Origin of the sequence: Streptomyces sp. PsTaAH-137 (assembly GCF_003259365.1) — a bacterium.
Taxonomy (GTDB): domain Bacteria; phylum Actinomycetota; class Actinomycetes; order Streptomycetales; family Streptomycetaceae; genus Streptomyces.
Map to the genome: position 1 here is coordinate 24,131 of NZ_QLLY01000015.1, position 22,496 is coordinate 46,626.

General features: G+C 70.1%; 12 protein-coding genes. 11 read left to right on the forward strand and 1 reads right to left on the reverse strand.

What is annotated here, in order from left to right:
- Positions 1 to 75: 75 nt before the first annotated feature.
- Positions 76 to 447 (forward strand): VOC family protein, encoded by a 372-nt coding sequence (locus tag K377_RS28955; protein ID WP_111666516.1) that lies wholly within the window; start codon positions 76 to 78, stop codon positions 445 to 447.
- Positions 448 to 469: 22 nt separating this feature from the next.
- Here K377_RS28955 and K377_RS28960 read toward each other — a convergent pair whose 3' ends face one another.
- Positions 470 to 1,495: a LacI family DNA-binding transcriptional regulator gene (locus K377_RS28960; RefSeq protein ID WP_111666517.1), complete on the reverse strand. Its 1,026-nt coding sequence runs from the start codon at positions 1,493 to 1,495 to the stop codon at positions 470 to 472.
- A gap of 401 nt (positions 1,496 to 1,896) precedes the next feature.
- Between K377_RS28960 and K377_RS28965 the strand changes: the two genes are divergently transcribed.
- From K377_RS28965 to K377_RS29010, 10 genes are all read left to right on the forward strand, one after another.
- Entirely contained in the window at positions 1,897 to 3,174 is a 1,278-nt protein-coding gene (locus K377_RS28965; protein ID WP_111666518.1) for an extracellular solute-binding protein, read from the forward strand.
- A 126-nt stretch (positions 3,175 to 3,300) separates the two neighbouring features.
- A complete protein-coding gene (locus tag K377_RS28970) occupies positions 3,301 to 4,308 on the forward strand; it encodes a carbohydrate ABC transporter permease (protein ID WP_111666519.1) in 1,008 nt (335 codons plus the stop codon).
- 22 nt (positions 4,309 to 4,330) lie between these two features.
- Entirely contained in the window at positions 4,331 to 5,236 is a 906-nt protein-coding gene (locus K377_RS28975) for a sugar ABC transporter permease (RefSeq protein WP_111666520.1), read from the forward strand.
- Between the two features lie 52 nt (positions 5,237 to 5,288).
- Positions 5,289 to 6,959 (forward strand): glycoside hydrolase family 13 protein, encoded by a 1,671-nt coding sequence (locus K377_RS28980; protein ID WP_111666521.1) that lies wholly within the window; start codon positions 5,289 to 5,291, stop codon positions 6,957 to 6,959.
- Between the two features lie 8 nt (positions 6,960 to 6,967).
- A complete protein-coding gene (locus K377_RS28985; RefSeq protein ID WP_111666688.1) occupies positions 6,968 to 8,017 on the forward strand; it encodes a LacI family DNA-binding transcriptional regulator in 1,050 nt (349 codons plus the stop codon).
- 297 nt (positions 8,018 to 8,314) lie between these two features.
- Positions 8,315 to 10,015 carry a carbohydrate-binding module family 20 domain-containing protein gene (locus K377_RS28990; protein ID WP_111666522.1) on the forward strand — a complete coding sequence of 567 codons (1,701 nt, stop codon included), beginning with the start codon at positions 8,315 to 8,317 and terminating at the stop codon, positions 10,013 to 10,015.
- A gap of 116 nt (positions 10,016 to 10,131) precedes the next feature.
- Positions 10,132 to 15,465, forward strand: a complete 5,334-nt coding sequence (gene pulA, locus K377_RS28995) for a pullulanase-type alpha-1,6-glucosidase (protein WP_111666523.1) — start codon at positions 10,132 to 10,134, stop codon at positions 15,463 to 15,465.
- Positions 15,466 to 15,550: 85 nt separating this feature from the next.
- Complete coding sequence (locus K377_RS29000; protein ID WP_111666524.1) at positions 15,551 to 18,559, forward strand: carbohydrate binding domain-containing protein; 3,009 nt, start codon at positions 15,551 to 15,553, stop codon at positions 18,557 to 18,559.
- Positions 18,560 to 18,659: 100 nt separating this feature from the next.
- Positions 18,660 to 20,345: a serine protease gene (locus K377_RS29005; protein WP_111666525.1), complete on the forward strand. Its 1,686-nt coding sequence runs from the start codon at positions 18,660 to 18,662 to the stop codon at positions 20,343 to 20,345.
- Positions 20,346 to 20,349: 4 nt separating this feature from the next.
- The gene (locus tag K377_RS29010; protein WP_111666526.1) at positions 20,350 to 22,446 is read left to right on the forward strand and encodes a tetratricopeptide repeat protein; all 2,097 of its coding nucleotides are present in this window, start codon (positions 20,350 to 20,352) and stop codon (positions 22,444 to 22,446) included.
- Positions 22,447 to 22,496 lie beyond the last annotated feature (50 nt).

Here is a 22,496-nt window from a genome sequence, read left to right on the forward strand (position 1 = left end):
GACGGGCGGGCGCCCCGGGCAGAGGTCCTGGTGGCCCCTGCCCGCGGGCGGCCCGGCCCGGCGATACTGCCCGGCATGCCCCTGTCGCTGCATCACATCGTGATCGACGCCCACGACCTGCCCGCCCTCGCCCGCTTCTGGGCGGCCGCGCTGCGCTGGCGGATCCTGTCCGAGCGGGAACGGGAGATCGTGATCGGGCCGGACGAGACCGCTCCCGTCGGCATCTGCTTCATGCCGGTGACCGACCCCAAGAAGGTCAAGAACCGGCTGCACCTGGATCTGACGTCGGCCGCCGACGACCGGGCGGCGGAGATCGAGCGGCTGCTCGCGCTCGGCGCCCGGCACACGGACGTCGGGCAGCGCGGCGACGAGTCCTGGACCGTGCTCGCCGATCCGGAGGGCAATGAGTTCTGCGTGGTCAGGCCGAAGACGACGCTCATCGGCTGACGCGTGCCGTGGGAGATGCCGCTCAGTCGCGCCGGTCCGGCGCCGCCGCCGTCGAGCCGCGGACGACCAGCTCCGGCATGAACACGAACTCGGTGTGCGGCGCGGGCGTTCCGCCGATCTCCTCCAGGACCGCGCGCACCGCCGCCTGGCCCATGGACTGCACCGGCTGACGGATCGTCGTCAGCGGCGGGTCGGTGAACGCGATCAGCGGGGAGTCGTCGAAGCCCACCACGGACACGTCCTCGGGGACCCGGTGGCCGGCCTGGCGGGCGGCGCGGATCGCGCCCAGCGCCATCATGTCGCTGGCGCACACGATGGCCGTGCAACCTTGCGCAAGAAGGGCCGCGGCCGCCGCCTGCCCGCCCTCCATCGTGTAGAGGGAGTGCTGGACCAGCTCCTCGCTCTGCTCCGCCGTGAGGCCCAACTGCTCGGCCATGCCCGACTGGAAGCCCTCGATCTTGCGCTGCACGGGCACGAACCGGCGCGGGCCGACGGCCAGGCCGATCCGGGTGTGGCCGAGCGAGGCGAGATGCTGCACGGAGAGCCGGGTCGCGGCCCGGTCGTCGGTGGACACGAAGGGCGCCTTGATCTGCGCCGAGAAGCCGTTGACGAGCACGAACGGGATGCCCTGGCCGCGCAGTTGGTCGTAGCGCTGGGTGTCGGCCGTGGTGTCGGCGTGCAGCCCGGACACGTAGATGATCCCGGAGACGCTGCGCTCCACGAGCATCTCGGTCAGCTCGTCCTCGGTGGACCCGCCCGGGGTCTGGGTGGCGAGCACCGGGGTGTAGCCCTGGCGGGTCAGCGCCTGGCCGATGACCTGGGCGAGCGCCGGGAAGATGGGGTTGTCCAGCTCCGGCGTGATCAGGCCGACCAGGCCCGCGCTGCGGGTGCGGAGCCGGGGAGGCCGCTCGTAACCGAGCACGTCGAGTGCGGCCATGACGGATTCGCGGGTGCCGGAGGCCACGCCTGGCTTGCCGTTGAGCACGCGGCTGACTGTGGCTTCGCTGACCCCCGCCTGGGCTGCAATGTCGGAAAGCCGCGCGGTCATGGCATTGGACTGTACCGGTTGCCTGCTCGAATGCCCACCGACAGGGAGAAACCGCTGCCCGCAACTTTCTTGGAAGAGGTTGCAAGGAGGTGCGGGGGCGTGAACCGGCCGTGACGGCCGTCCAACAGGGCTCCTTGCGGCGATACTTGCAGACCTTTGACGGGTTTATGTCCAGGTCTGCGGGCGGGCGTCAAGAGATTCTCCGGCAACCTTCAGGACACGGCGATGTAACGATGACCTCATCTTGCAGAAATTTCTCGCAAGGTCTTTCGCCGCGCTTTCCACGCTGTTACGTTCACGTCGCCCGGCGGCCGCAGCGGAGCGTCCGGCAGGTCGGTCAGGGGAAGCGGTCGGGACCGTGTCCCCGCCCACTCACGGGCTTTCACTCTCTAGGAGATCTCATGCGGCGTGGCATAGCGGCCACCGCGGTGGTGGCGTCCCTCGCACTCGCGGCGACGGCCTGCGGCGGTGGCGACGACGACGGCGGCAAGTCCTCGGGGCCGGTCACCATCACGTGGTGGGACACGTCGAACGCCACGAACGAGTCGCCCACGTACAAGGCCCTGATCTCGGACTTCGAGAAGGCCCACAAGGACATCAAGGTCAAGTACGTCAACGTGCCGTTCGACCAGGCGCAGAACAAGTTCGACACCGCCGCCGGTGCCAGCGGCGCCCCGGACGTGCTGCGCGCCGAGGTCGGCTGGACGCCCGCCTTCGCGAAGAAGAGCTACCTGCTGCCGCTGGACGGCACCGAGGCCCTCGCCGACAAGGACAAGTTCAAGCCGAACCTGATCAAGCAGGCCCAGTACGAGGGCAAGACCTACGGCGTTCCGCTGGTCACCGACACCCTCGGCCTCGTCTACAACAAGGCCCTCTTCAAGAAGGCCGGCATCACCGAGGCGCCCACCACCTGGGACCAGCTGAAGAAGGACGCCGCCACCATCAAGGCGAAGACCGGCGTCGACGGCTACTTCGGCTCCGAGAAGGGCTACTACTTCCAGTCCTTCCTGCTGGGTGAGGGCACCGACACCGTCGACGCCTCCGCCAAGAAGATCACCCTGGACTCGGCCGCGGGGCAGAAGGCCGGCAAGACCTGGCTGAGCACCTTCGACGGCAAGGGCCTGCACAAGGCCGACGTCACCGCCGACTCGTACGCCCACCGCCAGGACGCCTTCGTCAACGGCAAGGCCGCCATGACGATCGAGGGTCCGTGGGAGGTCACCAACTTCTACAAGGGCTCCGCGTTCAAGGACAAGGCGAACCTCGGCGTCGCCACCGTCCCGGCCGGCTCCTCCGGCAAGGCGGGCGCCCCGACCGGCGGCCACAACCTGTCGGTGTACGCGGGCTCGGACAAGGCCCACCAGGCTGCGTCCCTGAAGTTCGTCCAGTGGATGACGTCGGCGAAGACGCAGACGCAGATCGCGCTGAAGAACGCCACGCTGCCCACGCGTGACGACGCCTACACCGCCGAGGTCACCGCGGACCCGGGCCTGGCCGGCTACCAGAAGGTGCTGGCCGCCGCGTCGCCGCGCCCCGAGCTGCCCGAGTACAGCTCGCTGTGGGGCCCGCTCGACACCGAGCTGCCGAAGGTCGCCAGCGGCAAGGAGAGCCTGGACAAGATGTTCTCCTCCGTCACCACCCAGTACGGCAAGCTCCTGCCCGACGGCTTCACCAAGTAACCGAGCTCGCCCCTGATCAGGTGCCGCGGTCCCACCCACCTGCCCGCCCCGCGCGTGGGACCGCGGCACCCGCAGTCCGTTTCACCCCGAAGCCGTGTACCAGCCGCAGACCAGAAGGTGTTCCCCATGACTGTCGCCGTCGAGCGCCCGGCCGCCTCCAGCGGAGGTGACCGCGGCCGGCGTCCGGGCCTCATGACCCGGCTCAAGAACGGTTACCAGAAGCACTGGTACGCGTACGCCATGATCGCCCCGGTGGTGATCGTGCTCGCGCTGATCGTGCTCTACCCCCTGGTCCGCGGCTTCTACCTGACGCTCACCGACGCCGACAGCCTCAACTCGGCCCGCACCATCGGCGTCAACCACATCGACGCCACCTACAAGTTCATCGGCCTCGACAACTACGCCGACATCCTGTGGGGACCCACCTCCTACGACCGTTTCTGGTCGCACTTCATCTGGACGATCGTCTGGACGGCGTCCTGCGTCACCCTGCACTACGTGATCGGGCTCGGTCTCGCGCTGCTGCTCAACCAGAAGGACCTGCGCGGCCGCACCGCCTACCGGCTGATGCTGATCCTGCCGTGGGCCGTGCCGACCTTCGTCACCGTCTTCGCCTGGCGGTTCATGCTCGCCGACTCCGGCGTCATCAACACCACGCTCGACGCCATGAGCCTGCCCTCGCCGTCCTGGCTGGAGGACCCGCTCTTCCAGCAGATCGCCGCGATCCTCGTCAACACCTGGTGCGGTGTGCCGTTCATGATGGTCTCGCTGCTCGGCGGACTGCAGTCCATCGACTCCACGCTCTACGAGGCCGCCGAGATGGACGGCGCGAGCGCCTGGCAGCAGTTCCGCAACGTGACCCTGCCCGGACTGCGCTCGGTCAGCTCCACGGTGGTCCTGCTCGGCATCATCTGGACGTTCAACCAGTTCGCCATCATCTTCCTGCTCTTCGGCAACACCGCGCCGGACGCGCAGATCCTCGTCACCTGGGCCTACTACCTCGGCTTCGGCCAGACGCCGCGCGACTACGCCCAGTCCGCCACCTACGGCGTCCTGCTCCTGTCCCTTCTCATCGTCTTCACCTCCGTCTACCGCCGCTGGCTGAACCGCAATGACGTTCAAGCCGCCATCTGACGCCGCAGGAGCAGCCACCGCCATGAGCACCGAGACCCTGACGAAGACCACCGTCCCCGAACCGGCCGCGGCCCTGTCGCGTGTCAACGCGCCCCGGCGCGGCCGGCGCAGCCGCAAGGCGTCGCTGGCCACCCACGCCGTCCTCATCGTGGCGAGCCTCGTCGCGCTGTTCCCGATCGCCTGGCTGGTGTTCCTCTCCCTCGGCCCGGACAAGGACGACTACCTCCACCCGTCGCGGATCCTCGACACGGCGACACTGAGCAACTACTCGTTCGTGCTGGGCCAGACCAACTTCCTGAAGTGGCTGGGCAACACGCTCATCGTGTCCCTCGGCACCACCGTGATCGGCGTCCTGGTCGCCGCCACCAGCGGCTACGCGGTCTCCCGGATGCGCTTCCCGGGCTACCGGAAGTTCATGTGGGTCCTGCTGGTCACGCAGATGTTCCCCGTCGCGGTCCTCATGGTCCCGATGTACGCGATCCTCTCGGACCTCGGCCTCATCGACACCTTCGCCGGTCTGATCATCGTCTACCTGACGACCGCCGTGCCGTACTGCGCCTGGCTGATGAAGGGCTACTTCGACACGATCCCCCTGGAGATCGACGAAGCGGGCCGGGTCGACGGACTCTCCCCGTTCGGTACGTTCTTCCGGCTCATCCTGCCGCTCGCCCGGCCGGGACTCGCCGTCGCCGCGTTCTACACCATGATCACGGCATGGAGCGAGGTCGCCTTCGCCACCACCTTCATGCTCGACGACCAGAAGTACACCCTCGCGGTGGGACTGCAGAGCTTCATCAGCGAGCATGACGCGCAGCGCCAGTACATGGCCGCGACGGCCGTGCTGATCGCCGTGCCGATCTCCGCCGTCTTCTACCTCGTCCAGAAGAACCTGGTCACCGGTCTGACGGCCGGTGGCACCAAGGGCTGAACCGGCCCGTACCACCGACCAGTTGTCCAGCCCCTCACGTCTCAAGGACACCATGAGCCAGCACTCCACGGACCCGTCGTCCGTGTCTCTGCCGTCCGCCATCTCGACCCGCGAGGCCGCCGACTGGTGGCGGGACGCGGTGATCTACCAGGTGTATCCGCGCAGTTTCGCCGACAGTGACGCCGACGGCACGGGTGACCTGGAGGGCATCCGGCGCCGTCTGCCGTACCTGAAGGAGCTGGGAGCGGACGCCGTGTGGCTGTCGCCGTTCTACGCCTCGCCGCAGGCGGACGGTGGTTACGACGTCGCGGACTACCGGGCGGTCGACCCGATGTACGGGACCTTGCTCGATGCCGATGCGGTGATCCGGGACGCGCATGCGCTGGGTCTGCGGATCATCGTGGACCTGGTGCCGAACCATTCCTCGGACCAGCACGAGTGGTTCAAGCGGTCGGTGGCGGAGGGCCCGGGTTCGCCGCTGCGGGAGCGCTACCACTTCCGCCCCGGCAAGGGCGAGAGCGGTGAACTGCCCCCGAACGACTGGGAGTCCATCTTCGGCGGCCCGGCCTGGACCCGGCTGGCGGACGGCGACTGGTACCTGCACCTGTTCGCGCCGGAGCAGCCCGACCTCAACTGGGAGCACCCGGCGGTCGCGGACGAGTTCCGGTCGATCCTCAGGTTCTGGCTCGACATGGGCGTGGACGGCTTCCGGATCGACGTGGCCCACGGCCTCGTCAAGGCCGAGGGTCTCCCGGACCTCGGCGGCGGCGACCAGTTGAAGCTGCTGGGCAACGATGTCATGCCGTTCTTCGACCAGGACGGTGTGCACGCGATCTACCGCTCCTGGCGCACGATCCTGGACGAGTACGACGGCGAGCGGATCTTCGTCGCGGAGGCGTGGACGCCGACCGTCGAACGCACGGCCAACTACGTCCGGCCCGACGAACTCCACCAGGCCTTCAACTTCCAGTACCTGGGCGCCCCGTGGGAAGCGGACGAGCTGCGGAAGATCATCGACACGTCCCTGGACGCGATGCGCCCGGTGGGTGCCCCGGCGACCTGGGTGCTGTCCAACCACGACGTGACTAGGCACGCCACCCGGTACGCCAACCCGCCCGGCCTGGGCACCCAGATCCGCACGGCGGGCGACCGCGAACTCGGCCTGCGCCGAGCCCGCGCCGCCACGCTGCTGATGCTGGCGCTGCCTGGGTCCGCGTACATCTACCAGGGCGAGGAACTCGGCCTGCCGGACGTCACGGACCTGCCCGACGAGGTGCGCCAGGACCCGTCCTTCTTCCGCGCGCAGGGCCAGGACGGCTTCCGCGACGGATGCCGGGTGCCGATCCCGTGGACGCGGACCGGAACCTCGTACGGCTTCGGAGACGGCGGCAGCTGGCTGCCGCAGCCCGACAGCTGGGGCGAGCTGAGCGTGGAGGCGCAGACCGGGCAGAAGGGCTCCACGCTGGAGCTGTACCGGACCGCGCTGACGCTGCGCCGGGCGCAGACCGGGCTCGGCGCCGGCGCCGAGGTGACATGGCGGGAGGACGCGCCCGCCGGGGTGCTGCACTTCGAGCGCCCCGGGTTCGCCTGCACCGTCAACACCACCGGCGCCGCCGTGCGCATCCCCGCGCCCGGCACCGTGCTGCTCGCCTCCGGCCCGGTCACCGTCGACGACGGCACGATCGAGCTGCCCGCGGACTGCACCGTCTGGTGGGCCGCGTGACGATCCCGATGCCGCGGGGCGCCGAGAACGGCGGCGCCCCGCGGCTCCACGACATCGCCGGCCAGGCCCAGGTCAGCGAGGCCACGGTCAGTCGCGTCCTCAACGGCAAACCCGGCGTCGCGGCGGCCACCCGGCAGAAGGTGCTCGCCGCGCTCGACGTGCTCGGCTACGAACGTCCGGTGCGCCTGCGCCGCCGCAGCGCCGGACTCATCGGGCTCGTCATCCCCGAGCTGACCAACCCGATCTTCCCGGCGTTCGCGCAGGTCATCGAGCAGGTCCTGGCCGGTTACGGATACACGCCCGTGCTCTGCACCCAGATGCCGGGCGGCGCCACCGAGGACGAACTCGTGGAGCAGCTGGAGGAGCGCGGTGTCAACGGCATCGTGTTCCTGTCCGGGCTGCACGCCGACACCACGGCGGACGCCGCCCGCTACGTCCGGCTGACCGAGCGCAAGGTGCCGTACGTCCTCATCAACGGCTTCAACGAGCACATCAACGCGCCGTTCGTGTCGCCCGACGACCGCTCGGCGGCCCGGATGGCCGTGCGCCACCTCGTCGACCTCGGGCACGAACACATCGGCCTGGCCATCGGCCCGACCCGGTTCGTGCCCTCGCGGCGCAAGGCCGAAGGATTCGTCGCCGCGCTGCACAGCCTGCTCGGCCTGCCGCGCGAAGAGGCCGAGACGCTGATCCAGCGCACCCTGTTCACCGTCGAGGGCGGCCACGCGGCCGGCGGCGCCCTGCTCGATCTCGGCTGCACCGGCATCGTCTGCGGCAGCGACCCCATGGCGCTCGGCGTCATCAGGGCGGTGCGCGAACGCGGCCTCGACGTGCCGCGCGACATCTCCGTGACCGGGTTCGACGACTCGCCGCTGATTCCCTTCACGGACCCGCCGCTGACCACGGTGCGCCAGCCCGTACAGGCCATGGCGACGGCGGCGGTCGGCGCCCTCCTGGAGGAGATCGGCGGAACGCCCGTACAGCGCACGGAGTTCGTCTTCCAGCCCGAGCTGGTGGTGCGGGGATCGACCGCACAGCGGGCGCGACGCACCGCCTGACCCGCGGGCGCCGGGTGCCGCCGGTCCGGACGCCGGGCGCGTGGGACCCGGCGCGGCCGGGCCCCCGGCGCCGGACCGGAAGCGTGGTTGAACGTAACACCGCTGGAATGTTTGCGTAAGTCCTTGCAAGCATAATCCGCGGTTTTCACCGGTGAGTTGAGAAGGCTCTGTCCAAAGGGTTGACCGTGATGACGGTCCCTCATACGGTCAGCCCGCAATCACTTGCAGCAAGATTCAACGATCCCCCCTCAGCTCGCTCACGGGCATGGCGCGTTGCCCTTCGAATCAGGAGGAACCATGGCCAGAAAGTCCGTGGCTGCCGCACTCGCCGTTCTGGCGGGGGCCGCTGCCGCCGTCACGGCCCCGGCCCCCGCTCAGGCCGCCGCGCCCGGCACGAAGGACGTCACCGCGGTGCTGTTCGAGTGGAACTTCGCCTCCGTGGCGAAGGAGTGCACGAACACGCTGGGCCCGGCCGGATACGGCTACGTCCAGGTCTCACCGCCGCAGGAGCACATCCAGGGCTCCCAGTGGTGGACGTCGTACCAGCCCGTCAGCTACAAGATCGCGGGCCGGCTCGGTGACCGGGCCGCCTTCAAGAGCATGGTCGACACCTGTCACGCGGCCGGTGTGAAGGTCGTCGCCGACTCCGTCATCAACCACATGTCGGCCGGTTCGGGCACCGGCACCGGCGGCTCCTCGTACACCAAGTACAACTACCCGGGCGTCTACTCGTCCGCCGACATGGACAACTGCACGGCGACGATCAGCAACTACCAGGACCGCACCAACGTCCAGGAGTGCGAACTCGTCGGCCTCGCCGACCTCGACACCGGCGAGGAGCACGTCCGTGCCACCATCGCCGGTTACCTGAACGACCTGCTCTCCCTCGGCGTCGACGGCTTCCGCATCGACGCCGCCAAGCACATGGCGGCGGCCGACCTCGCGAACATCAAGTCGCGGCTGACGAACCCGGACGCGTACTGGAAGCAGGAGGCCATCTACGGCGCCGGGGAGGCCGTCTCGCCGAGCGAGTACCTCGGCACCGGCGACGTCCAGGAGTTCCGCTACGCCCGCGACCTCAAGCGCGTCTTCACCGGCGAGAACCTCGCCTCCCTGAAGAACTTCGGCGAGTCCTGGGGCTACATGTCCTCGGGCAAGTCGGCCGTGTTCGTCGACAACCACGACACCGAGCGCGGCGGCGACACCCTCAACTACAAGAACGGCGCCACCTACACCCTCGCCGGCGTCTTCATGCTGGCCTGGCCGTACGGCTCACCCGACGTGCACTCCGGCTACGAGTGGACCGACAAGGACGCGGGCCCGCCCAACTCCGGTGCCGTCAGCGCCTGTTACACCGACGGCTGGAAGTGCCAGCACGCCTGGCGGGAGATCGCGAGCATGGTCGCCTGGCGCAACACCGCCCGCGGCGAGGCCGTCACCGACTGGTGGGACAACGGCGCGAACCAGATCGCCTTCGGCCGCGGCGCCAAGGCGTACGTCGCCATCAACCACGAGTCGTCCTCGCTCACCCGCACCTTCCAGACGTCGCTGCCCGCCGGCGACTACTGCGACGTGCAGAGCGGCAAGGGCGTCACCGTGAACGGCTCCGGCCAGTTCACCGCCACCCTCGCCTCGAACACCGCGCTCGCCCTGCACGTCGGCGCGAAGACCTGCGGCAGCGGCTCCACGACCGACCCCGACCCGGCGACCGGCGCCTCCTTCAGCGTCAACGCCACCACGTCGTGGGGCGAGAACATCTACGTCACCGGCAACAAGGACCAGCTGGGCAACTGGAACACCGGCAACGCCCTGAAGCTGGACCCGGCCGCGTACCCGGTCTGGAAGCTCGACGTCGCCCTGCCCGCCGGTACCTCCTTCGAGTACAAGTACCTCCGCAAGGACGCGAGCGGCAACGTCACCTGGGAGAGCGGCGCCAACCGCACCGCCACCGTCTCCTCCTCCGGCGCCGTCGCCCTTTCCGACACCTGGCGCAGCTGACCCCCACCGCTCGGCCGACCACCCGGCGCCCCGCCTCCCCGCAGGCGCCGGGCGGTCGGCCGCGCCCCCGCACGACCCGGCACAGCCACAAGCACAGTCCAGAAGGGCCCTCAAAGGTGAACCGAAGAAGCGGCGCGCACGGCGCGTCACGGAGGAAGGCGGCAGCGGCCGCGGCCGTCGCCGCACTGCTCGCCACCGCGCTGCACACCGCCACCTCGGCATCGGCGGCGCCCGCCCCGCCGAAACCCCCGTCCGACGCGAAACTGGCCGCCGAGCCCGCCCGCCACGACGCGACGAAGGAGCAGTTCTACTTCGTGCTGCCCGACCGCTTCGCCAACGGCGAGCGCGGCAACGACAAGGGCGGACTGACCGGCAGCCGTACGTCCACCGGGTACGACCCCACCGACAAGGGTTTCTACCAGGGCGGCGACCTCAAGGGCCTGACCAAGAAGCTCGACTACATCAAGGACCTCGGCACCACCGCGATCTGGATGGCGCCGATCTTCAAGAACAAGCCCGTCCAGGGCGAGGGCAAGGACGCCTCGGCCGGCTACCACGGCTACTGGATCACCGACTTCACCCGGGTCGACCCGCACTTCGGCACCAACAAGGACCTCGAGACCCTCATCGCCAAGGCCCACGCCAAGGGCATGAAGGTCTTCTTCGACGTCATCACGAACCACACCGCCGACACCGTCGACTACACGGAGAAGAAGTACAGCTACCGCCCGAAGGGCGCCTTCCCGTACCTCGACACCGAGGGCCGCCCCTTCGACGACAGCCGGGGCATGGCGAAGGTCGACGCCGACGCGTTCCCGTACACGCCGAAGAACACGGGCGAGATGGTCCCGTCCTGGCTCAACGACCCGACGATGTACCACAACCGCGGCGACTCCACCTGGGAAGGGGAGTCCGCCACGTACGGCGACTTCAACGGCCTGGACGACCTGTGGACCGAGCGCCCCGAGGTCGTGAAGGGCATGCGGGACATCTATCAGAAGTGGGTCCACGACTTCGACATCGACGGTTTCCGCATCGACACCGTCAAACACGTCGACCTGGACTTCTGGACCCAGTGGGCGACGGCCCTCGACGCCTACGCGGCGAAGCAGGGGCGCGACGACTTCTTCATGTTCGGCGAGGTCTACTCCGCCGACACCGACGTCACCTCGCCCTACGTGACCCGCGGCCGTCTCGACGCCACCCTCGACTTCCCGTTCCAGGACGCGGCCCGCGCCTACGCCTCCCAGGGCGCGTCCGCCGACAAGCTCGCGAAGGTCTTCGCCGACGACTACAAGTACGCGACCGACAAGGCGAACGCCTACGAGCAGGTCACGTTCCTCGGCAACCACGACATGGGCCGCATCGGCACCTTCCTGAAGTCCGACAACCCGAAGGCGTCCGACGCCGAACTGCTGCAACGCGACAAACTGGCCAACGAGTTGATGTTCCTCTCGCGCGGCAACCCCGTCGTCTACTACGGCGACGAGCAGGGCTTCACCGGCGCCGGCGGAGACAAGGACGCCCGCCAGACGATGTTCGGCTCGAAGGTCGACGACTACCTCGACGACGACGAGATCGGCACCGACCGCACCCACGCCGACGACGCCTACGACACCACGCACCCGCTGTACACGTCGATCGCCGCACTGTCGAAGCTGCGCAGGGCCAACCCGGCGCTGACCGACGGCACGCAGAAGGAGCTGTACACCGAGGACTCGGTGTACGCCTTCTCCCGGACGGGCGACGACGACCGCGAGTACGTCGTCGCGGTCAACAACGCCACCGAGGCGAAGACGGTGTCGCTCCCCGTCGAATCCGCGAAGTTCACTGCCCTGTACGGGAGTTCGGGCAAGGAGACCGCGCGCGACGGCCGGATCACCGTGACGGTGCCGCCGCTGTCCTCCCTGGTGCTGCGCGCCGAGGGCAGGCTCCCGGTGCCGACGGCGAAGCCCACCCTGTCGCTCGCGGCACCGGCCGCCGGTGCCACCGGCACCGTCACGCTCTCCGCCGACCCGGGGAGGACCGCATCGGCCCGCGTGGTGTTCGCCGCGCAGGTCGGCAATGGCACGTGGCGCACCCTCGGCTCCGTCGACCACGCCCCGTACAAGATCACCCAGTACGTGCCGGAGACGGTGTCCGCCGGAACGGCCCTGCGGTACAAGGCCGTTGTGGTGGACCGCGCCGGGCGCACCGCGAGCGCCCTCGCCGGCACGACGGCCGGGCAGGCTCCCGCGGCGGAGAAGCCGAGCGCCGTCGACCGGGACTACGCGGTCGTCCACTACAAGCGCGCGGACGGCGACTACGCGGGCTGGAACCTCAAGTCCGGCGACACGACCGGCGAGTTCGTCGGGCGCGACGCCTACGGCGCCTTCGCCTGGGTGAAGGTTCCCGACGGTGCCGGGTCGCTCTCGTACACGGTCGAGAAGTCCGGCACCGCCGACGGCGACCGGCGGACGATCGACCTGGCGCAGACCGGCGAGGTCTGGGTCGAGCAGGGCAAGGAAGGACAGGAGACCGCGCGGCCCGACGGGGTGTACCCGGCTCCCGACAAGTCCAAGGCGATCATCCACGTGCACCGCGCCGACGGCGACTACGACGGCTGGGGACTGCACACCTGGACCGGCGCGGCCCAGGGGACCGACTGGTCGAAGCCGCTCCAGCCGACCGGCAAGGACGCCTACGGCGTGACCTTCGAGGTGCCTCTCGCCGACGGCGCGACCTCGCTCAGCTACATCTTCCACAAGGGCGACGAGAAGGACATCCCCACCGACCGCTCCCTGGACCTGGCCACGTACGGCCACGAGGTGTGGCTGAACGCCGGCGACAGCGACTACCTGCTGCCGTCGGTGGGATCCGCACCCGATCCGGACCTCACCAAGGCCGAGGCGCAGTGGATCGACGCGAACACCGTGGTCGTCCCCGGCTCCGTCGACGCCAAGGCGGCCGCGTCCAGCCAGCTCGTGTACGCGCGCAACGGCGGCATCACCGTCGAGGACGGTGCGCTCAGCAGCGAGGGCCGCTGGCTCCGCCTGACACCGGCCACCCTGACGGACGCTCAGAAGACCGCGTACCCGCACCTGAAGGAGTACACGGCGTTCACCGTCGACCCGCGCGACCGGGACCGGGTGCGCCAGGCCCTCGACGGGCAGATCGTGTTCACCCAGCGCATCGCGAACGGCGCTCTCGTCGCCGCGACCGGCGTGCAGACCCAGGGCATTCTCGACGACCTGTACGGAGACAAGGCCGAACAGGCATCGCTGGGACCGGTGTTCAAGAGCGGCAAGGTCACCCTGTCCGTATGGGCACCGACCGCGCACGGCGTCACCCTCGAACTCGGCGGCAAGAAGCTCCCCATGCGGCGCGACGACGCCACCGGCGTCTGGTCCGCCACCGGCTCGGCGGCGTCCTGGAAGGGCAAGGAGTACCGGTACGCCGTGACGGTGTGGGCGCCCGGCGCCCAGAAGATCGTCACCAACGAGGTCACCGACCCCTACTCGGTCGCCCTGACCACCGACTCCGAGCGCAGCCTCGTCGTCGACCTCGACGACACGTCCCTCGCCCCCAAGGGCTGGTCGACCCTGACCAAGCCCAAGGCCGTCGCCATGAAGGACGCCCAGATCCAGGAACTCCACATCCGTGACTTCTCCGTCGAGGACAAGACCGCGGCCAAGGACCACCGCGGCACCTATCTGGCCTTCACCGACAAGAACAGCGACGGCTCGAAGCACCTGAGGAAACTGGCGGCATCAGGAACGTCGTACGTGCACCTGCTGCCCGCCTTCGACATCGCCACCGTCCCCGAGAAGAAGTCCGGACAGGCCACGCCCGACTGCGATCTGCCCTCCTACGCGGCCGACAGCGAGCGGCAGCAGGAATGCGTGGGGAAGACCGCCGCCAAGGACGCGTACAACTGGGGATACGACCCCTACCACTACACGGTCCCCGAGGGCTCCTACGCCACCGACCCCGACGGCACCGCCCGCACCGTGCAGTTCCGGCAGATGGTCAAGTCCCTCAACGACGACGGCCTGCGCGTCGTCATGGACGTCGTCTACAACCACACGGCCGGCAGCGGCCAGAGCAAGACCTCCGTCCTCGACAAGATCGTGCCCGGCTACTACCAGCGGCTCCTGGCCGACGGCTCCGTCGCCAACTCCACCTGCTGCTCCAACACGGCACCCGAGAACACGATGATGGGCAAGCTCGTCGTCGACTCCGTCGTCACCTGGGCCAAGGAGTACAAGGTCGACGGCTTCCGCTTCGACCTGATGGGCCACCACCCCAAGGCCAACATCCTGGCCGTCCGCAAGGCCCTCGACGCGCTCACCCCGAAGAAGGACGGCGTCGACGGCAAGAAGATCATCCTCTACGGGGAGGGCTGGAACTTCGGCGAGGTCGCCGACGACGCCCGCTTCGTGCAGGCCACGCAGAAGAACATGGCGGGCACCGGCATCGCCACCTTCAACGACCGCTCCCGCGACGCCCTGCGCGGCGGCTCCCCGTTCGACGAGGACCCCGGCGTCCAGGGCTTCGCCACCGGCCTCTACACCGACCCCAACTCCAGCAAGGCGAACGGCACCACGGCCGAGCAGAAGGCCCGCCTCCTGCACTACCAGGACCTCATCAAGGTCGGCCTGTCCGGGAACCTCGCCGACTACGAGTTCACCGACACCGACGGGAAGAAGGTGAAGGGGTCCGGCGTCGACTACAACGGCGCGGCCGCCGGCTACGCGGACGCTCCCGGCGACGCCCTCTCCTACGCGGACGCCCACGACAACGAATCGCTCTACGACGCCCTCACCTACAAGCTGCCCGCGTCGACGAGCACCGCCGACCGCTCCCGTATGCAGGTCCTCGCCATGGCGACGGCCGCGCTCGCGCAGGGCCCGGCGCTCTCCCAGGCCGGGACCGACCTGCTGCGCTCCAAGTCCCTCGACCGCAACTCGTTCGACAGCGGTGACTGGTTCAACGCGATCCACTGGGACTGCCGGGCCGGGAACGGCTTCGGGCGCGGACTGCCCATGGCGGCCGACAACGAGTCCAAGTGGCCGTACGCGAAACCGCTGTTGACGTCCGTTGCGGTACCCGACTGCGCGGCGATCAACGGGACATCGGCCGCGTACCAGGACCTGCTGAAGATCCGCACGGACGAGTCCGCCTTCCATCTGTCCACCGCGGGACAGGTCCAGAAGGAGCTCTCCTTCCCGCTCTCCGGCAAGGACGAGACCCCCGGCGTCATCACCGCCCGCCTCGGCGACCTCGTGATCGTGTTCAACGCGACCCCGAAGACGCAGCGGCAGACGGTGAGGGACCTCGCGGGGACGGGCTACCGCCTCCACCCGACGCAGGCGGGCGGCTCCGATGCCGTCGTCAAGTCCGCCGCGTACGAGAAGAGTTCGGGCACCTTCGACGTGCCCGCCCGCACGGTCGCGGTGTTCACCCGCTGACCCGCACCCGGTCGTTCCCCGCGTGGCGCGCGCGGGGAACGACCGGACCCGGCCGCAGTGTCGCGGCCCCGACCAAGGAGTTGTCATGCACCTTTCTGAACGGCGGCGTGCGCGCCACAGACACCGCCACGACCCCGCGCGTCTCGTCCTCGCGCTGATCGCCGCGATGGTGGCCACCCTGCTGCCCGGCCTGCCGCTCACGGGCGCCACGGCACATGCCGCCGAGGCGAACACGGCCACCGTGTACTACGCGACGGCCACCGCCAACTGGTCGACGTACAAGCTGCATTGGGCGCCCACCGGCGGCAGCTGGACCACCGTGCCGGGCGTCACCATGGAGGCCGCCTGCACCGGCTGGGTGAAGAAGACCGTCGACCTCGGCAGCGCCACGTCCTGGCAGGCCACCTTCAACGACGGCAACGGCACCTGGGACAACAACGGCGGGAAGAACTACCAGCTCGGCACCGGCCTGATCACCGTCCAGGGCGGCACCGTCGCCCACAGCGACCCGTGCGCGGACACGGCACCTGCCGACGGCACGTCCGCCACCGTCTACTACGACACGACCACCACCAACTGGTCCGTCACCAATCTGCACTGGGCGCCCACGGGCGGCAGCTGGACCACGGTCCCGGGCATTGGCATGGAGGCCGCCTGCACGGGCTGGGTGAAACGGACCGTCGATCTCGGCACCGCCACGTCCTGGCAGGCCACCTTCAACAACGGCAACGGCACCTGGGACAACAACAACGGCGCCAACTACCAACTCGGGGCCGGGCTCAACACCGTCAAGGGCGGGACCGTCACCAAGAGCGCCAAGGACCCGTGCGCGGCCACCGCCCCCGACACCACCGCCCCCTCCGCACCGGGAAAGGTGACCGCGACCGCGTCCGGCACCTCCATCGTGCTCACCTGGGACGCGGCGAGCGACGACACGGGCGTGACCGGCTATCAGATCACCCGCACCGGCGGGACGAAGGGCACCTCCGTCATCTCCGCCACGTCAACCGTGTACTCCGACACGGGACTTGAGGAGAAGACCGCGTACGCCTACACGGTCAAGGCGCTGGACGCGGCGGGCAACACCTCGGCCGCGAGCGCCGAGGCGAAGGCCACCACCGGTGAGAAGGCGGCGCAGACCACCGGCACCCCGCTCGGCGGCGACCCCCGCAAGGACCCGATCTACTTCGTGCTCACCGCCCGCTTCTACGACGGCGACAGTACGAACAACCGTGGCGGCAGCCAGCACGTGAAGACCGGCAACGCGGCGGGCGGCGACCCCATGTTCCGCGGCGACTTCAAGGGACTCGTGCAGAAGCTCGACTACGTCAAGGGTCTCGGCTTCTCGGCGATCTGGATCACCCCGGTCGTCCTCAACCGCTCCGACTACGACTACCACGGCTACCACGGATACGACTTCTACAAGGTCGACCCGCGCCTCGAATCCGCCGGCGCCTCCTACCAGGACCTCATCGACGCCGCCCACGCCAAGGGCATGAAGATCTACCAGGACGTCGTCTACAACCACTCGTCGCGCTGGGGCGCCAAGGGCCTGTTCACCCCGACCGTGTACGGCGTCCGCGACAGCCAGTGGAGCTGGTACTACGACGAGAAGCAGGACGGCTTCGAGTACGACGGTCTCACCGTGGAGCCCGTCTCCGGCAAGTCCTACTACAACGGCGACCTGTGGTCGACGGCCGAACCGTCCGGCAACACGTGTCTCAACTGGGGCAGGGCCACCGGAGCCAAGAGCCCCGAGGGCTACACGATCTACAACTGCCAGTGGCCGAGCCCCACGTCGGGCATGTTCCCGAAGTCGCTCTACCACACCTGCTGGCTCGGCAACTGGGAGGGCGAGGACTCCCGCTCCTGCTGGCTGCACGAGGACCTCGCCGACTTCAACACCGAGAACACCCAGGTGCAGAACTACCTGATCGGCGCCTACGACAAGTACATCGACATGGGCGTCGACGGCTTCCGCGTCGACACCGCCGTCCACATCCCGCGCGTCACCTGGAACCGCCGCTTCCTGCCCGCCATCCAGGAACGCGTGACGCAGCAGTTCGGCGCCCGGAAGGCACAGGACTTCTTCGTCTTCGGCGAGGTCGGAGCCTTCGTCAACGACAAGTGGAACCGCGGCTCGGCGAACCACTCCGCGCAGTTCTTCACCTGGAAGGAGCGCAAGGAGTACTCCGCCGACGACGAGAAGGCGTCCCTCGAACAGTACGACTACGAGGAGCAGCTGGGCACCGGCAACCAGCCGACGTCCACCAACGCCTTCCTCGACGGGAACAGCTACCACGCCCCCGACCACAGCAGGTTCTCCGGCATGAACATCATCGACATGCGCATGCACATGAACTTCGGCGACGCCTCCAACGCCTACAACAACGGCAAGGACTCCGACGACTCCACCAACGACGCCACGTACAACGTCGTCTACGTCGACAGTCACGACTACGGGCCGAACAAGAGCGCCGAACGCTACGCGGGCGGCACCGACGCCTGGGCCGAGAACATGTCGCTGATGTGGACGTTCCGCGGCATCCCGACGCTGTACTACGGCTCGGAGATCGAGTTCCAGAAGGGCAAGAAGATCGACTGCGGCACGACCTGCCCCCTGGCGGACACCGGCCGCGCCTACTACGGCGACAAGATCGAGGGCAGCGTCACCGCCTCCGACTTCGGTACGGTCTCCAGCGCGTCCGGGGCCGTCGCCGCGACCCTCGACCAGCCCCTGGTCAAGCACCTCCAGCGGCTCAACCGGATCCGCCGCGCGGTCCCCGCCATCCAGATGGGCCAGTACTCGACCGCCGACATCTCCGGGAACATGGCGTTCAAGCGCCGCTACACCGACCCGGCGACCGGCGTGGACAGCTTCGCGCTCGTCACCGTCACCGACGGCGCGACGTACAGGAACATCCCGAACGGCACCTACAAGGACGCCGTCACCGGCGACGTGCGCACCGTCACCGACGGCACCCTGACCACGGCGGCCCCCGGCAAGGGCAACCTGCGGGTCTACGTCCTCGACCTGGCCGGCAAGAACGCCGCGCCCGGCAAGGTAGGGGCGGCGGGTCCGTACCTGAAGTAGCCCGACCGGCGCGGGAAGCGGCCCTTCCCGCGCCGGAGCCGCCCGATCCGCCGCCCACGCCTTCTGTGACTGACGTCAACTGCTGTACTAGCGTGGGCGGATGACGCCGGATCAGGGGCCGGACAGGCCGTGGCGGGTGCGGATCGACGACCGGCACGGAACCCCTTGCGGGGCGGGCGTGCTGCTCGACGGACGGTCCGTGCTGACCTGCGCACACGTCGTCCAGCAGGCCGAGGCCCACCCTGCCGCGGGCCCGTCCGCACACCTTCGGGTCCGCAGCGCCGTCGCTGCGCCCGAGTGGCGGCGCACCGCCCGCGTCGTCGAGGACGCCTGGGCCTTCGAGAACGGCACACGGCGCGGCGACGTCGCACTGCTCCGCCTGGACGAGCCGGTGGACCACGCCGGACACACGGAACTGTGGAAGGTACCCATCTCGGGCGGCCGGGTCCGGGTGTACGGCTTCCCCGCCTTCGAGCCGTACGGCATCGGGGTCGACGCCGAACTCGCCGGATCGGGCGGCCGGGCCGGCGAATGGGGACTGCTCAACCGCGTCCACGAAGGGCGGCCGTGGATCCAGCCCGGCTACTCCGGCGCGGGCGTGATGGCCCTCGACGGCGCGTTCGCCGGCCAGGTCATCGGCATCGTCGTCGCCGACTACGTCGACGAGAACGGCAGAGCCGCCTGGATGGTCCCGGTCGACACCATGCAGACGTACCTGGGGCGGCGGATCGCACCGCACGTACGGGGCGTCGGCATCGAGGTGCCCTCGCGCGGCGACCCCGCGGCGGACCTCGACGACCCGCTGCAACTCGCCCTGACCCAGGAGCTGGCCCGGCTCCTCACCAGCGGCTGGGCGGGCGTCGCCCTCGTCGCCACCGGGCGGCGGACCGGCCCCGGCTCCTCCTGGCTGGTCCGCCTCACCCAGACCTCCCGCGCGCCCGGCCCCGACGGCGGCGCGCCCCGGGGCACCGCGCTGCCGTTCGGCGCCGTCGACGCGGCCTACGACGCCCGAGGCAAGACCGCGGGGGAGGTGTGCGCCTATCTCGCCCACCGCTTCGGCTTCGACCCGGACCGTGAACGCGAGCCGGCCCCACTGGTGCACCGGCTGCTGCGTCGCAGACCGCCCGCCTTCGTCATCGTGGACGGCATCGACGGCGCGGAGGACCCCGACCGCCTCCTGCGCGACCTGCTGATCCCGCTCGCCCGCGACGCCCGCACCCGTGGCCTGCGCCTCGTCCTCGGCGTCGAGGGCGACCCGCCCGACGACCTGCCCTACCAGGTGCACCTGGACCCGACCCCGCTGCCGGGCGGCGCCCCGCGCCCGGTCACCGAGGAGCAGGCGCGGGAGGCGGTCGCCCGGCTGGCACGGGCCGAGGCCGAAGCGCTGCGCGTCGAGCGGACGACGGCGCGCCGCTTCCTGGCACCGCCCCGCCTGCCGCACGGCCGGGCACCCCGCCTCGCGGTGCGGCTCGCCGTCGCCCGCGCCACCTTCCCGCACGCCGAGATCGCCGCCATCGCGGCGCGGGCCGCGGCAGCCGTCACGGACGCCGACGCCTACGTGAGGGAGGTGCGCGGGATGGACGCCGCGCACGAGGACCTCACCGTCCGCCTGGAGCTGTACCGCGCACTCGCCGAGGAGCACTTCGGCGCCGCGGACCCCGAACTCGGCGCGCTGTTCACCGCGGCGGACCGCGCCCTGCGGACCGCCCCCGTCGACCTCGCGGCCGCCGGCCGGCGGGTCCCGCGCTACGTCGCGGCCGTCAACCGCCGCATCGCCGAAGGATGAGGCCATGACCCGATGCAACCGCCCCGGATGCGGGCGCGGCACCCTCGACGCGGACGGCTACTGCCCGGCCTGCGGCCGCAAGGCGCTGCCGCCCGCCCGGGCCGCAGGGGCGAGCACCGGCGTCGCCCAGGTGCGGCCCGACCCCTGGTACGGACTCGCGCTCGTCGACGACACCCGGCTCCCCGACGGCCCCGGCGCCGCCCCGGCACGGGAGCCTCGGCCGGAGAGCGGCCCCGTCGCGGAGGAACACCGCTACTGCCACAACCCCGGCTGCGGCCGGCCCGTCGGACGCAGTGTGGACGGCAGCCCCGGACGGATCTTCGGGTTCTGCGCCCGGTGCGGCACCCGCTTCGACTTCACCCACGTCGCGGGCCTCCTCATCGCCGGCCGCTACGAGGTGCGCCGACTGCTCGGCCAGGGCTCGTACGGCGTCGCCTACCTCGCGTACGACCGCAACCTCAAGACCGACGTCGTCCTGAAGGAACTGCGCACCGCACTGGCCGCTTCCGACCGGGAACGCGACGTCCTCGTCGGCCTGCGGCACGACGCCATCGTCCGCATCCTCGGCTACGAGGAGGAGCACGACCGCACCTACCTGGTCCTCGAATACCTGCCGGGCCAGGCACTGCAAGCGGCCCCCGGCGACCGGCTCGCGACGTTCCTCGCCCACGGCCTGCGCCTGCTCCAGGCCCTCGACTACCTGCACGCGCGCGGCCTGCTGCACTGCGACGTCAAACCGCTGAACATCATCCGCTTCGCGGAGACCGCGCCCTCCGGCGCCCTCGACCGGGTCCGGCTCATCGACTTCGGCGCGGTGCGCTCGGTCACCGACACGGCGCCGCTCTCCGAGTACACCGAGCGGTACGCACCGCCCCCGGGCGACGCCGAGTACACCGACGGACCCACCCCCGGCTTCGACCTGTACGGCCTCGGCATGACCCTCGCGGAGACCTCCCACGAGCTGACCAAGGAATCCTCCGCCCCCGGCGTGCAGTCCCTCCGGCTGCTCCTGGACCGGTCCGTGCACAGCGGCGGGCCCCGACAGCGGTTCACGTCGGCACGGCAGTTCGGCGAGCAGCTCAGCGGAGTCGTCCGCCAGGTCGTGGCGGCGCCCGAGACCGGCCGCCGCGTCACCCGCGCCTCCGCGCTGTTCGGCCCGATGCCCGAGGCGCTGCACGGCGGCATCGGCGCGCCCCGGCCCCTCGGCGACTGGGTGCGGGCGACGGTGGAGCGGCCCGCCCCCGACGGCCCGGTGCGGCTGACGCTGCCGCCTCTCTTCCGGGCTCCCGGGCCGTGGGAGGTGGCGGCGGCCCTGCCGATGCCGGTCCACGACCCCGACGACACCGACGTCACCACCACGGTGCAGGGCGAACTGGACGTGTGCCGCAAGCTGTTGCGGGCCGGTGAACCCGCGGACGCGGCGGCGGTCCTCGACCGGGTACCGCTGCCCGCCGACCACTGGCTCACCCACTGGTACCGCGGACTCATCGCCCTGCGCGACGACGAACTGGCCCGGTCCACCTCGCACTTCACCCAGGTGCGCGCCGCGCTCCCCGGCGAACTCGTCCCGCAGCTCGTGCTCGGCCTGTGCGCCGAACGCTCCGGAGACGCCGCCCTCGCCACCACGCACTACAGCACCGTCCTCACCACCAGCCCCGCCCTCGGCGCGGCCGGGTTCGGCCTCGCCAGGATCACCCACCGCGCCGACGGGCCGGCCGCGGCGGCCGGCATCGTCGAAGGACTGGCGCAGGAGTTCCGCTTCGCGCGCGAGGCCCACATCGCGGGCTTCCGGCTCTCGCTGGAGCGGCCGGAAGCGGCGGTGCCCCGGATCCCGGCGGGCCTCGGACTCGTCGAGGCCGAACGGGCCTCCCTGGCCGCCGAGTCGGCGTACGCCGAGTACCTGCGCACCGAGGACCGCCTCGCCCTCTCCGACGCGATCCGCGGCCTCGCCCGGCACTGCCCGAACGAGCGGGACTTCTACGCCCTGGTCGACCTCGCCAACGAGCTGCGCCCCGATCGGAAGTGGCCCTGGTACGCAGGGACCAGACCACGGACCCATGCAAAAGGCAACAATGAGCGGCACTTCCGTTCCGCAACGTGAACGGACGGGCTACGCTCCCTTGGTCCGCACAGGACACACACGACACAGGC